The 13,716-nt window shown below is 63.8% G+C and carries 11 protein-coding genes; 6 read left to right on the plus strand and 5 right to left on the minus strand.

Translation table 11 applies throughout. The annotated features are described in order from the left end of the window. Positions 1 to 76: 76 nt before the first annotated feature. Both IB262_RS02965 and IB262_RS02970 read left to right on the plus strand, forming a co-directional pair. Complete coding sequence (locus IB262_RS02965; RefSeq protein WP_112976526.1) at positions 77 to 604, plus strand: RNA polymerase sigma factor; 528 nt, start codon at positions 77 to 79, stop codon at positions 602 to 604. Then, positions 601 to 2,649 (plus strand): VWA domain-containing protein, encoded by a 2,049-nt coding sequence (locus tag IB262_RS02970; RefSeq protein ID WP_162728833.1) that lies wholly within the window; start codon positions 601 to 603, stop codon positions 2,647 to 2,649. The genes IB262_RS02965 and IB262_RS02970 overlap by 4 nt, the downstream gene beginning before the upstream one ends. A 263-nt stretch (positions 2,650 to 2,912) precedes the next feature. On the opposite strand, the gene IB262_RS02975 is transcribed toward IB262_RS02970, so the two are convergent. Next, the gene (locus IB262_RS02975) at positions 2,913 to 3,260 is read right to left on the minus strand and encodes a hypothetical protein (RefSeq protein ID WP_034788228.1); all 348 of its coding nucleotides are present in this window, start codon (positions 3,258 to 3,260) and stop codon (positions 2,913 to 2,915) included. A 206-nt stretch (positions 3,261 to 3,466) separates the two neighbouring features. Between IB262_RS02975 and IB262_RS02980 the strand changes: the two genes are divergently transcribed. The 3 genes from IB262_RS02980 to IB262_RS02990 all read left to right on the plus strand — a co-directional run bounded on the left by IB262_RS02980 (position 3,467) and on the right by IB262_RS02990 (position 7,473). Beyond that, positions 3,467 to 4,102: a PAS domain-containing protein gene (locus IB262_RS02980; RefSeq protein WP_112976528.1), complete on the plus strand. Its 636-nt coding sequence runs from the start codon at positions 3,467 to 3,469 to the stop codon at positions 4,100 to 4,102. 104 nt (positions 4,103 to 4,206) lie between these two features. Beyond that, positions 4,207 to 5,337 (plus strand): pyridoxal phosphate-dependent aminotransferase, encoded by a 1,131-nt coding sequence (locus IB262_RS02985; protein ID WP_112770937.1) that lies wholly within the window; start codon positions 4,207 to 4,209, stop codon positions 5,335 to 5,337. 168 nt (positions 5,338 to 5,505) lie between these two features. Next, on the plus strand, positions 5,506 to 7,473 hold the full coding sequence (locus IB262_RS02990; protein ID WP_192357175.1) for an acyltransferase family protein: 1,968 nt from the start codon (positions 5,506 to 5,508) through the stop codon (positions 7,471 to 7,473). An 89-nt stretch (positions 7,474 to 7,562) separates the two neighbouring features. On the opposite strand, the gene bmt is transcribed toward IB262_RS02990, so the two are convergent. Both bmt and IB262_RS03000 read right to left on the minus strand, forming a co-directional pair. Further along, positions 7,563 to 8,579 carry a betaine--homocysteine S-methyltransferase gene (bmt, locus tag IB262_RS02995; protein ID WP_112976529.1) on the minus strand — a complete coding sequence of 339 codons (1,017 nt, stop codon included), beginning with the start codon at positions 8,577 to 8,579 and terminating at the stop codon, positions 7,563 to 7,565. 65 nt (positions 8,580 to 8,644) lie between these two features. Continuing rightward, a complete protein-coding gene (locus IB262_RS03000; protein ID WP_112976530.1) occupies positions 8,645 to 10,003 on the minus strand; it encodes an O-antigen ligase in 1,359 nt (452 codons plus the stop codon). A 365-nt stretch (positions 10,004 to 10,368) separates the two neighbouring features. Here IB262_RS03000 and IB262_RS03005 point away from each other — a divergent pair, with 365 nt between their 5' ends. After that, positions 10,369 to 11,235, plus strand: coding sequence for a D-alanyl-D-alanine carboxypeptidase family protein (locus IB262_RS03005; protein WP_060601026.1), 867 nt, complete (start codon positions 10,369 to 10,371; stop codon positions 11,233 to 11,235). Positions 11,236 to 11,517: 282 nt separating this feature from the next. Here the strand turns inward: IB262_RS03005 and IB262_RS03010 are convergent, their stop codons facing one another. Together IB262_RS03010 and IB262_RS03015 are read right to left on the minus strand one after the other, a co-directional pair. Beyond that, positions 11,518 to 12,564, minus strand: a complete 1,047-nt coding sequence (locus IB262_RS03010) for a glycine betaine/L-proline ABC transporter ATP-binding protein (protein WP_060520608.1) — start codon at positions 12,562 to 12,564, stop codon at positions 11,518 to 11,520. Then, the gene (locus tag IB262_RS03015) at positions 12,557 to 13,468 is read right to left on the minus strand and encodes a proline/glycine betaine ABC transporter permease (protein ID WP_034788251.1); all 912 of its coding nucleotides are present in this window, start codon (positions 13,466 to 13,468) and stop codon (positions 12,557 to 12,559) included. The genes IB262_RS03010 and IB262_RS03015 overlap by 8 nt, the downstream gene beginning before the upstream one ends. Positions 13,469 to 13,716 lie beyond the last annotated feature (248 nt).

Raw genomic sequence — 13,716 nt, forward strand, 5'->3', positions numbered from 1 at the left:
AAAAATGTGCCGCCCACCCAAGGAACGGGCAGCCTGCAACGTCTAAGGTTCAAAAGAGGTGAGGGCGGGCACGGATTTGGACGTTGAACTCGTCGAAAAGGCGGTAGGTGGAGACCGGCGGGCTTTCGGCCAACTGGTCGAGCGACACTATGATTTTGTCCATGCGGTCGCCTGGCGATGGTCCGGCAACGTCTCTGACGCAGAGGACATCGCCCAGGATGTCTGCCTGCGGCTGGGTGCCGCCATTCGCGGCTTTCGCGGCACCAGCCGGTTTCGCACCTGGCTCTATACGCTGACGCTGAACGCCGCGCGCGACCATAGGCGGCGGCAGGTGCGCGATAACAGCCGCATGCAGGCCTATGCCAGCGAGCAGGCGACGGCAGCGCCCCCTCAGGATCCTGACGAAGAGCAGCGCGAGGCGCTCTGGGCCGCGGTCCGGGAACTGCCGGAAAAGCAGTGCGATGCGGTGCTGCTCGTTTATGCCGAAGGCTTGAGCCATGCGGCCGCCGCCGACGTGCTTGGCTGTTCGGAGGCAACCATATCCTGGCATGTGCATGAAGCGCGCAAGCGCCTGAAGACATTGCTCGGCAAGGAGGCAGTGTGACCATGAGCGACGATTTCGAAAAGCTTGGCCGGATGAACCCGCCGAAGGCTTCTGCGGAAGCGCGCGCCCGTGCGCTCGCCTTGGCCATGCAGGCCTTCGACGAGCCGCAAGAAAATTCGAATGCCACCCAAGGATCGGTTCGGCCGGTTCGTCAAAGCTCCATCTTCAACCGGATATGGAGCCCCATCATGAACCGGAAACTGCTTGCAGCATCGGCACTGGCAACCCTTCTCGTCGTGCCCGCCGCCGCTTTCCTGACGTTTGAACTCACGCGCGACGGTGCGCCCTTCGGCGAGCCTGCGCAGGAGATCGCTCTGAAGGGTGAACTCACCAAGGAAGAGGCGCGGCAAAAGCCGGAGCCCCAGGTCGCCGCCAGGAAGGCGGCCGCCGACGAACGCGCGCGCCAGCAGGAAGCGAAAACCGTGGAGGTGCCCGCGACCGTAGAGGCCGAGAGCGAGGCTGCGGCTCCTGCCGCGCAGGCCGATGCGATGGCCAACAGTGTTGCGCGCGACAGCGTCGCTCCGCTCTCGGCCGTCGGCGGTGCGCAGCCGCAGATGACATACCTGCCGGCGCCCACGGTTCAGGATGAGATGCAGCCGGCACCCGTGGAAAACCGCGTGCGCTTCGGCAAGGCCGACAGCAATCCGGTGAAAAGCGTTGCGACCGATCCGGTTTCGACCTTCTCGGTCGACGTCGACACGGCATCCTACGCCTTCGTGCGCCGATCGTTGATGGAAGGGCAGATGCCCGAGCGCGACGCCGTGCGGGTCGAGGAGATGGTCAACTACTTTCCCTATGACTGGCCGCGGCCGGCAAGCGCTGCCGAACCCTTCAAGGCGACGGTGACGCTGACGCCGACGCCGTGGAATGGTGGCACGCGGCTGATGCATGTGGCGATCAAGGGTTACGACGTCGTGCCGGCGGAAGCGCCGAAGGCGAACCTCGTCTTCCTGATCGACGTATCGGGCTCGATGGACGAGCCCGACAAGCTGCCGCTCTTGAAAGGCGCTTTCCGGCTGCTGGTCGAGAAGCTGAAGCCCGAGGATACGGTCTCGATCGTCACCTACGCAGGCAACGCCGGAACCGTGCTGGAGCCGACGGCGGTCAAGGACAAGGCAAAGATCCTCGCTGCGATCGATACCTTGCAGCCCGGCGGCTCGACCGCCGGTGCGGAAGGCATCGACGCGGCCTACGGGCTTGCCGAGAAGGCCTTCGTCAAGGGCGGGGTCAACCGCATCATGCTGGCGACGGATGGTGACTTCAATGTCGGCCCGTCGAGCGACGAGGACCTGAAGCGGCTGATCGAGGAGAAGCGCAAAAGCGGCATCTTCCTCTCCGTGCTCGGCTTCGGCCGCGGCAATTATAACGACGCGCTGATGCAGACGATCGCCCAGAACGGCAACGGCACGGCCGCCTATATCGATACTCTGGCCGAGGCGCAGAAGACGCTGGTGGAGGAGGCGGGGTCCTCGCTCTTCCCGATCGCCAAGGACGTCAAGCTGCAGGTGGAGTTCAATCCGGCCGCGATCGCCGAATACCGGCTGATCGGCTACGAGACACGCGCCTTGAAGCGCGAGGACTTCAACAACGACAAGGTGGACGCCGGCGACATCGGTTCCGGTCACAGCGTGACGGCGATCTACGAGGTGACGCCGAAGGGCAGCCCGGCGGTGCTCAACGACGACCTGCGCTATGCAGAGGCGGAAAAGCCGGCGGCAGAGGTGAGCGCAAGCAGCGGCGAACTCGCCTTCCTGAAGATCCGCTACAAGAAGCCGGATGGAGACAAGAGCGAGCTGATCACCACGCCGGTGACCGAGGCGAATGCGGTGCCGTCGCTCGCCGAGGCCTCCAATGACGTGCGCTTCTCGGTGGCAGTGGCGGCCTTCGGGCAGAAGCTTGCAGGCGTGACGGCGCTCGCTGACTATTCCTATGACGCAGTCATCGATCTCGCCGCAGCCGCCAAGGGCGCCGATCCGTTCGGCTATCGCAGCGAATTCGTCAATCTGGTGCGGCTCTCCAAGGGCCTCGGCGGTTCCGGCAAGTGATGTCGCGTGGGGCGGGGATCAGCCCCTAACCGCGTGGTCAGGGTTTGCCCCTCATCCGCCTGCCGGCACCTTCTCTCCGTTATGACGGGGAGAGGGGAACAAGTGGCAACCGTTTCGCCCATCGTGAAGGCTGAGATTGTCGCTGACGTTGAGGCCTGGCACCGGAGGGTGCGCCTAGCGGCTCTCTCCCCGCCTGCGGGGAGAGATGTCCGGCAGGACAGTGAGTGGCACCCGTCACGCGCGAGCGTCGATCCCCTGTCGCCTCACGCCTTCGGAAAGGCGCGTTCCAGCCCACCGGCCTTCGACAGGCCCGCCTTGAACGCCTGGTAGGCTGCATGCTGGCTGGAGCGGCCGGCTTCCATCAGGCGCATCTGCAGCCGCGCCGGTGCATGGCTGCCGAGCCACTGGCCGAGCTTTTCGAGTTTCAGCGAATTCAGGAACTTCGCCTCCGAGGCGATGTCGAGGTGGCGGTAGAGGCCGTCCATCAGGCGCTCGTCCTGCTCGGGGTTTTCCATCAGCAGGCGCAGGAAGGACTGGTCGGCTTCGCTGAAACTCCCGAATTTTTCGGCGACCGTGTCCCGGTCGGGAAAGGAGGCTGGGCCGGCGTTCATGTCACTGTCTCCCGTCTGCGGCCGCGCGGTGCGTTCTGCGGGACGCAAAGGCGCGGTGTGGCACGTTGAACCGCTGCAAAGCAGCGAATCTCTCTTTCATCGGGGATAGGCCAGCGGTCACGGGTGCGCAAGCGGTGGCGAATATGCAGATTTTGAACATATAGTCTAATATTGACAAATAGTCCAGGTATGGGCATATGCGAGCCATGACCATAGCACCCGCCTTCACCTCGATCCTTGCAACGCACGCGCCGACGGCGGCTGCGATCAGCGCGCTTCTTTATCCGCATGGGGAGGTTGTGCTGCACGATCTTCGAACCGGTACGATCGCGGGGATCTGGAACTGTTTCTCCGGTCGCGCGGTCGGCGAAGATTCGCTGATCGAAGAGGAATTTTCAGCCCTCGGCAGCACTGACGCAGTGCTTGGTCCCTATGAGAAGACCGGCGGGGATGGCCGGCGCTTCAAGTCGATCTCAGCCGTTCTGCGCGACGGGACGGGCGACGCGGTCGGCCTGCTTTGCATCAATCTCGACATGTCGATGATCGATCAGGCGGTGAAGCTGCTCTCGGCTTTCGCCGGCGCCGAGCAGCCGAAGCCGCAGGCGCTGTTTTCGCGCGACTGGCGCGAGGAGATTAACGCGACCCTGCATGGCTGGCTGAAGGAGCGGGGGCTGGCGCTCTCGGCGCTCAAGCGCGGCGATCGCGTGGCGCTGGTGGCAGCGCTCGACGAACGCGGCCTCTTCCAGACGCGCAACGCGGTCGATCACCTTGCCAGCCTCATCGGCGCCTCGCGCGCGTCGATCTACAACTATCTCGCTGCGGCCCGCGGCGAGGCGCCCTGATTGCTGCGCGCAATATTTCGGACAGAGACCGCTTCGCGGCTCTTCGGACTTGCCTGACCCATAACCGTTCGCGTGCGCCTCAGCCGCGAGAGGAGGAAATATCCATGACGACCTTGCCCGATTTCCGGCTCGAAACCCATTTCTCCCGCTGGGAGTTCAGCGCCCGCCACCATATGACCGCAAGCGACAGCCAGACGACCAGCATGAGCGATCTTCTGGCGCTTGCCGACGCGGAGGACCGCGCCGCCTGGGACAACATCACGCTCGGCTATACCGAGACCTATGGCGCACCGGCGCTGAGGGCAGCGATCGCTGCGACCTATGAAGGGCTGACGGCTGCCGATATCCTCTGCTTTGCCGGCGCGGAGGAGGGGCTTTATTGCGCCATGCTGGCGCTGCTCGGGCCGGACGACCACGCGATCGTGACGGTGCCGAACTACCAGTCGATGGAGACCCTTCCGGTGACGATCGCCGGCGCGGTGACCGGCGTGCCGCTTCGCCCAGAGAACAATTGGCGGCTCGATATCGCCGACGTGCGCGCGGCGTTGAAACCCAACACGAAGCTGATCTGTGTGAATTTCCCCAACAATCCGACCGGTGCCATTGCCGACCAGGAAACCTTCGCGGCGCTCGCCAAGCTCTGCGCGGAGCGCGGCATTCATCTCTTCAGCGACGAGGTCTATCGCGGGCTGGAGCGTGACGCCTCGCTGCGCCTGCCGCAGGCGGCCGAACTTTTTGACCGTGGAATCTCGCTGAATGTCATGTCCAAGGCCTATGGCCTGCCGGGCCTGAGAATCGGCTGGATCGCCTGCCGCGACCATGCGCTTCTCGAACGCATGGAGAAGATGAAGCACTATCTGTCGATCTGCAATTCGCGGCCGTCGGAAGTGCTGGCGACAATCGCGCTCAAGGGGCGTGCCGTTATCCTCGATCGCAACCGGGCGCTCGTTGCCGCCAATCTCGAGAGGCTCGGCGCCTTCTTTGCGGAATTCCCGGATCTCTATGAGTGGCGGGCACCTGACGGGGGCTGCGTCGGCTTTGCCCGCTATCTCGGCGCCGATGGCGTCGAGAGCCATTGCCGGGGGCTGGTGGAGGAGGCTGGCGTGCTGCTCTTGCCGTCGAGCCTCTTCGTATCCGATCTGCTGCCGGTCGCCGCCGATCGCTTCCGCGTCGGTTTCGGCCGCAAGGATATCGAGGTCGGGCTCGATGCCTGGCGCCGGCATATTCGGCGATAGCCCCAGTGTCGCCATCTTCGGCCTGCTAGTTACCCGCAGGTCCCGCTCCCGGGCGTATGCCCCGGGAGCCTTGGAACGCACGCATGTGGATACGGACCGCGCGACAATGGTTCCATTGTCAAGATTGTGTTAACGAGCGGCCCCCGCCACCGAGTGTTTCCTCTGCTGATGCAATACAGACCCGAAATCGATGGACTGCGCGCGCTTGCCGTCGTCCCGGTCCTCCTGTTCCATGCCGGTTTCGGCCTTGTCTCTGGCGGCTTTGCCGGCGTCGATGTCTTCTTCGTCATCAGCGGCTATCTCATCACCGCGATCATCCACCGCGAGATCAGCGACGGGAACTTCAGCATCGTGCGCTTCTACGAGCGGCGTGCCCGTCGGCTCGCACCGGCGCTGCTCCTGGTCTGCGCCGTCTGCATTCCCTTCGCGCTGATGTGGATGCTGCCGGAGGAACTCAACAGCTTCGGCAAGAGCCTCTATGCGGTGAACCTGTTCGCCTCGAATTTCTTCTTCTGGGACCAGACCGGCTATTTCGCGCCGAGCACGGCGCTGCTGCCGCTGCTGCACACCTGGTCGCTGGCGGTCGAAGAACAGTTCTATCTGGTCTTCCCGCTGCTGCTTTTGCTGCTTCACCGCTTCTCGCGGGCAACGCTGTTGAAGGTGGTGGCGGCGCTCGTGCTCCTGAGTTTTGCGGCGACGCAGGTCTTTGCGAACCTGGACCCGGCCGCGAATTTCTACCTGCTGCCAAGCCGGTTCTGGGAACTCGGCGTCGGTGCGCTGCTTGCGCTCGTCGGCGTTGAAAAGCTCGATCTTTCGAAAGGCAACCGCGAGCTTCTGTCAGCCCTCGGTCTGCTGGCGATCGTCGCGAGTTATTTGTTCGTGGTGGAATCGGCCTTCTATCCCGGCTGGACGACCGTGCCGGTGGTGCTGGGCACGGCGCTGGTGCTCGCCTTCGGTCGCAGCGATACCGTCGTCGGCCGGCTGCTGTCGCTGAAGCCGCTGGTCGCGATCGGGCTCATCAGCTACAGCCTCTACCTCTGGCATCAGCCGGTCTTTGCCTTCGCGCGCTTGCGGTCGATCGAGGACATTCCGGCCGAAGGCTACGCGCTCCTGATCGCGCTCTGCTTCGTACTTGCCTATCTCAGCTGGCGTCTCGTCGAGCAGCCCTTCCGCAAGCCGGGCCGCTTCAGCCGTCGCGCGGTGTTTGGCGCCACGCTTGCTGCCGGATCGGCGGCGATCGCCTTCGGCTTCACGCTCGACGGTTCCGACGGTCTCGCCGCCCGGAACCGCGAACTTGCGCAGCTTTCGGAGCCGAGCGTCGGCCTCGGCAAGAAATGCGATGCCGTCGCCGACCTGCACTGCGCCTCTAACCCGAAACCCGAGGTCGCGGTCTGGGGGGATTCCTTCGCCCGGCACCTCGTCGACGGCATTATCGCGTCGAAGCCGGACGTGCGACTAGTGCAGCTTGCCAAGAATAATTGCGGGCCGTTTTTGAACCTGTCGCCGATCATGCCGCGGCTCGGTCGCGACTGGTCCGACGATTGCGCCCGCTACAACGAAGAGGTCCGCCGTTTCCTGCTTGCCAACCGGTCGATCCGCTACGTCGTTCTGTCCTCGCAGCTCAGCCAGTACCTGAAGGAGGAGAAGGTGCTGGTCGATGGCCGCAGCGAGGTGACGACCGAGACGAAGCTTCTCATCGACGGCCTGCGGGCAACCTTTGCCTGGCTGCGCTCGAACGGCTTCGAACCCGTCTTCGTCGCGCCGACGCCGCATGACGGCCGCGATACCGGGCTCTGCGTTGCAAGAGCCCGTCTGCTCGGCCTGTCGGACCGGCACTGCGAGCCGGTGCAAAAGACCGTTCGCGAATATGACCGCGATGTCCTGAACGTGGTTGCGGATATCGCCGACGAGTATCCCGTCGTCAGCTTCATGGACTATCTCTGCGACGGCGACACGTGCAAGATCGAGGACAAGGGCGTCGCGCTCTTCGAGGACTTCGGGCACTTCTCCAAGGAAGGGTCCCGCCAGATGGGACGCGCCTTCGATTTCTACCGAGCTTTCATCGAGGCGGCGAAGGGCAGGCCCGTGGCTGAGCGGGCGACGGACGCCAAGGCCTTCGACAACGCCGCGCTTTAAGACAGCCGCCACATCGACGCATAAACGAAAACGCCCCGGATCTTTCGATGCCGGGGCGTTTGCTTGTCGATTTGCCTTGCCTGGCTTGATCAGGCGCGGCGGCTGCGGCGCTCGCGGGCAGGCGCGGCCGCCGTTTCGTTGGCGGTCTTGTTGCGCAGCGGGCCGATCTTTTCGATGATCAGGTCGAGCGTCGGGCGTTCGCGGCGCACATGTTCGTCGAGTGCGACGCGCATGGCGGCGAGGTGGTCGCAGGTGGTGCCGCAGCAGCCGCCGATGATCTTGGCACCGGCATCGGCCGCAAGGCGCACATATTCGGCCATCAGCGGCGGCGTGCCGGAATAGTGGATCTCGGAGCCGCGGAATTCCGGGATGCCGCAATTGCCCTTGACGATCACCGTTGCCTCGGGTGCTGCCTCCGTCATGTCGAGCAGCGAGGAGAGAATGTCGGAAGCACCGACGCCGCAATTGGCGCCAACGGCGACCGGGCCGTCGCCGAACTCGGTGGCAACGCCATGGATGTCTTTCGGGTGCAGCCCCATCATCGTCTTGCCGGCGGTATCGAACGAGCCGGTATAGACGTAGGGAAGGCCGACCTTGGCTGCCGCTTCGGCGGCCGCACGGATCTCGTCCGGCGAGGACATGGTCTCGATCCAGGCGACTTCCGCGCCGCCAGCCTTCAGGCCTTCGATCTGCTCGACGAAGGCGGCAACCGCATCTTCATAGGAAAGCGCGCCGAGCGGGATCAAGAGTTCGCCGGTCGGGCCGACGGAGCCGGCGGTGATGACCTTGCGCGATGCCTTGTCGGCAACCGCACGGGCGATCTCGGCGGCGCGCTTGTTCAGCGCATGCACGCGGTCGTCGGCCTGGTGCAGTTTCAGCCGGTGACGGGTGCCGCCAAAGGTGTTGGTGAGGATGATGTCGGCGCCGGCGTCGACGAAATCCTGGTGCAGCTTGGTGATGTTCTCCGGCTTCGTTTCGTTCCAGAGTTCCGGCGCTTCGCCTGCTTCGAGGCCCATGGCGAAGAGCGATGTGCCGGTGGCGCCGTCGGCGAGAAGAACGCCTTTTTCAGCGATGAGAGCGGAGAGGGCATTGGAGGCTGCGGTCATCGGTTTTTCCCGGCTAGAATAGATTGCAACAAGATATAAAGATATCTTTATGTCTTGGCAAGCGTTCAGCGACGGGAGGCTTCCGGTTCGGCGCGCATGCTCATGCGGCCGGCGAGCCCAAGGCCGAAGACGGCAAGTGCCGTCAGCAGCCACATCGGATCGGCGCGATTGAGGAAGAAGCTTTCGAGCATGGCGTTGTAGGTCATGAAGATCACCACCATGACGCAGAAATCGGCGAAGATGCGGCCCTGCGGTCGGCGATAGGCTCGTGCGTAGTCGAAGAGCGGTTTGACGAAAAGCAGGGTGGTCATGAGGATGCCGCCGGGCAGGCCGAACATCAGCACCGCGTCGAGATAGCTGTTGTGGCCGGTGACGATGCCGCGCACGTCCCAGCTCGCCTCGAAATTCGCCTCCATGCCCATGATCACGGGCGACAGCCAGAAACTCGCATAGCCCTGGCCGAGCCAGGGGCGCTCGGCGATGCTGGCGCTCGCGAATTTCCAGATGTCGTCGCGGCCGGTGAAGGTCGCATCGTCGATCAGCCCCTTGGTGATCGAAAGCAGCGTGTCGGAATAGATGGTACCGAGCGTCAGGCCGAAGACCAGCACTGACATGGCGAGATGGGCAAGGATCATCAGCCCGGGGCTGCGCACCGCACGGCCGGCAAAGACGAGGCCGATCGCGATCGGCAGGAATCCGATCGTCGTCTTCGATCCCGTGTGCAGCACGAAATTGGCCGCCAGCAGCGTGATCGCCCAGCCGCGAAGCGGCGCGCCGGCGCGCAGGCAATAAATGCCGAACATGCAGAGGATGGAAAAGACCGGCGCCGAGACGTTCTTGTGCAGGAGGTGGCCGCGCCAGAAACCGGCATGCCAGGGCTCGTCGCCGAAGGCCGAATGGATGGCGCGGTCGGGTGCCACGAAGAGAGCGGCGTAGTCGATCAGGATCAGAAGCAGGATCGCATTGGCGCCGGCGTTGACGAAATCGCGCTCGCTCTTCGGCAGCACCAGCACGCCCGCCACCATGATCATGGCGACGAGGCTCAGCGTCAGGCCGCGGGCGGAGGCGGCCGGGTCATAGGACTGCAGGCAGGAGAGGTAGGCGATGGCGAAGATCGCGATCCAGGCCGGCGAGACGAGGCGGGCGAGCACCCGTCGGTCGACGGTGAGCAGCATGGCGAAGAGATAGACCGCGCCGAGCACCAGGTAGCCGACCTGGTTGATGATGTTGCCTTCGTTCGCCGCGTTCGGATCCGTCGTCACCGCGCCCTGAAACGGGATCAGCGTGAAGACGATGAGGAACAGACCAAGGCCCGAAAGCAGCGCGGCAACGCCGTTGACGAGTTCCGCCAGCCCGGCATCGAACGCCTCCGGCACGCGCTGGCGCGCGGTGGAGGTGTCTGCCGTGGCTGTGTTCGGGTGCATGGCGGCTTAAAAAACGAATGACTGGGACGCGGTTCGGCATCGGTGATCATGACCCCGGGCCGTCCTGCCGTTCGGACAGGGCCGGCCTTGGGAGATCCGCACCTTGGCGCAATCAGGTTAAACCTCGGTGAAACGGTGGACGGGCCGCCCGGGCGGGAATGGCAGTCGCGGCATTACCGGTCCCGATATTTACGCGCCGATTGCCGCAGGTGCTTGCCGCCCGGACGCCATGCCCTTAAAAGGCTACGGTATATTGGCCGTGTGGAAAACGCGGCCCTTGCCGTATTTCGCGGTCCGTCTTCCATAATTCGATCTCGATTTTCGTTCCGAGGTCGTTCGATAGCGTCGAAACGAGAAAACACGATATGCAGTCCCTTATCCGTATGGTCGCGTCCGCGGCGGTCTCCGTAAGCCTGCTGCTTGGCAGCGCATCCTTTGCCGCAGCCGGGCAGGCCCATTTTGTCGTCAACGCCGACACCGGCTCGATCCTCGAGGCCGACAATGCCGACGAGCTGAACTTCCCGGCGTCGCTGACGAAGATGATGACGATCTATCTCGCCTTCGAAGCGCTGCGCAGCGGGACCCTGCAATGGGACCAGAAGCTGACGGTTTCCGAGCACGCAAACAGCCTGGAGCCGTTCAAGCTTGCCGTCGGCGCCGGTCGCCAGATCACCGTGCGCGAAGCGGTCATGGGCATGGTCGTGCTTTCGGCCAATGACGCAGCCGTCGTTATCGGTGAGACGCTCGCCGGCAACGAGACCGCCTTCGGCCAGATGATGACCCGCAAGGCGAGGACACTCGGCATGACCAGCACCGTGTTCAAGAACGCCAACGGTCTGCCGGACCCGGCCCAGGTAACCACGGCGCGCGACATGGCGACGCTCGGCCTCGCGCTGATGCGCGACTTTCCGCAGGAATTCCAGCTCTTCGCCAACAAGACAATCGAGTTTCGTGGCATGAAGCTGCGCGGTCACAACGGCGTGATGAAGCGCTACGAAGGCGTCGACGGCATCAAGACCGGCTACACCGACGCCTCCGGCTACAATCTCGTGACCTCGGCCAAGCGCGGCGACACCCGCCTCGTCGCCGTCGTCATGGGTGGCAAGACGGCGCAGTCGCGCGACGACGACATGATCGCGCTGCTCGACAAGTTCCTGCCGCCGAAGGAAGACGCAAGCGCTGCCAGCGTCACTGAACCGGCTGCTGCAGCGGCGACGACCACCACGAACTGATCTCTCAGACCACTGAGATTTGCCCTTCACTCTAACCCTCTCCCCGCGGGCGGGGCGAGGGGACGAGGGCTGACGTTCGCCGTCCGTTGCTTGGCCGCCGCCAGAGGCGGCCATGATGAGGTCGGGAAAACGATAGGATGTCGTCGGGCACTGACCGCCGGGCAGTCTGTCAGAGATTGGGAGCGCTGCATCGCCGCAAATCCCTTCTCCCCGCGGGCGGGGAGAAGGTGCCGGCAGGCGGATGAGGGGCCGCGTCGGTCGCTGCCCCAATCATCGCTTGTCTCAAGCCGCAGCGCGATCCTCGTGGCTGACCGGCGTGACCATCGCGGCGATGACCGTCGAAAGGTCGAGGGCGCCGATCGGGCGGCCGTTTTCATCGACCACGTGGGCGGTTCCCACACGGGCGGCGGTCATCGTGCGCGCCGCCGATTCCAGTACAGTGCCGGTTGCAAGCGGCACGCCTTCGGCATTGCCGGAGATCGGCCGCATGATGGTCTCGACATTGATGACCCGGCCGCGGTTCACTTCCTTGACGAAGGCGGTGATGTAGTCGTCGGCCGGCGACAGCACGATTTCCTGGCCGGTACCCTGCTGCACCACGCGGCCGTCGCGCAGGATCGCGATCTTGTCGCCGAGGCGCAGCGCCTCGTCGAGGTCGTGGGTGATGAAGACGACGGTCTTCTTCAGTTCCTTCTGCAGGTCGAGAAGCACCGTCTGCATGTCGACGCGGATCAGCGGGTCGAGCGCCGAATAGGCTTCGTCCATCAAGAGAATGTCGGCATCGTTGGTCAGCGCGCGGGCGAGACCGACGCGCTGCTGCATGCCGCCCGACAGCTGGTTCGGGTAATGGTTCTCGAAGCCCTTGAGGCCGACGCGCTCGATCCAGCCGCGGGCGCGCTTCTCGCTCTCCTTGCGTTCCACACCCTGGATTTCGAGACCATAGACCGTGTTGTCGAGCACGGTGCGGTGCGGCAGCAGCGCGAACTTCTGGAACACCATCGCCGTCTTGTGGCGGCGGAATTCGCGCAGATCGTTGTCGTTCATCTTGCAGACGTCGACGCCGTCATAGAGCACTTCGCCGGCGGTCGGGTCGATCAGCCGGTTGATGTGGCGGATCAGAGTCGACTTGCCGGAGCCCGAGAGACCCATGACCACCATGACGCTGCCGGCGGGCATGGAAATGTTGATGTCCTGCAGGCCGAGCACGTGGCCGTGCTGCTCGTTGAGCTCGGCCTTGCCCATGCCTTTCTTGACTGCATCGACGAAGTCGACGCCGCGGGGACCGAAGATCTTGTAGAGGTTCTTCACCTCGATCGCGTGACTAGCCATGGATAACCTCCGAGTGCTTTTGCAGCCGCTTGCCGAAGGCCTGGCTGGTACGGTCGAAAATGATGGCGATACCGACAAGGGCAAAGCCGTTGAGGAAGCCGACGGTGAAGAACTGGTTGGCGATCGCCTGCAGCACGTTCTTGCCGAGGCCGCCGACGCCGATCATCGATGCGACGACGACCATCGCCAGCGACATCATGATCGTCTGGTTGATGCCGGCCATGATGGTCGGCAACGCCAGCGGCATCTGCACGTTCTTCAGCTTCTGCCAGGTCGAGGAGCCGAAGGCGTCGGCCGCTTCCAGCACTTCCTTGTCGACGAGGCGGATGCCGAGATTGGTGAGCCTGATCATCGGCGGCACCGCGTAGATGACGACGGCGATCAGCCCCGGCACCTTGCCGATGCCGAAGATCATGACGACCGGGATCAGGTAGACGAAGCTCGGCATCGTCTGCATGACGTCGAGGATCGGATTGACGAAGGACTGCACCCGGTCCGAGCGCGCCATCAGGATACCGATCGGAATGCCGATCAGGATGGAGATCAGTGTGCAGACGGTGACCATGGCGAGCGTGACCATGGTGTCATTCCAAAGCCCGACAAGACCGATGGCGATCATCGACAGCGCGGTGCCGATGGTGACGTTGATGTTGCGGCTGCCGAAATAGACGATCGCGGTCATCGCCGCCAGGATCACAATCCAGGGGGAGCCGACGAACAGGCTTTCGAGGTAGTTCAGGAACCATTGAAGCGGCTGGACCACCGTGTCGATGGCGTTACCATAGGATCGCACGAAGCCCTTGAAGCTATCATCGACAGCCTTGCGGGCGAGCCGGATCGTGCTCTCGTCAATGGCAGGGAACTTGCAGAGCAACGCTGGCAAGACACTGCAGATGGAGGCCATTTGTTTCCCCTTCTTGGCCGGAAGTTTTTTTTAAGCCGGCCGCGTCTCGGCATCGAACGGGTCGATGACGGCGCACACTTGGGTGACCTCTTTGGGTCCCGGCACTTAAACTGTGGCAGCGAAATGTGTCGCCCGCTTACCTGATAGCGACGCGAAGGCTCCCGGTTCGCCGCCTCTGAGACGATGAACGTTCAAACGAAACCCGCAAGGACGCCCCATCGTTCCCTGTCCCGGCATCAAAACCGGAA

This window comes from Ensifer sp. ENS02 (assembly GCF_014851885.1).
Classification (GTDB): Bacteria; Pseudomonadota; Alphaproteobacteria; order Rhizobiales; family Rhizobiaceae; genus Ensifer; species Ensifer adhaerens.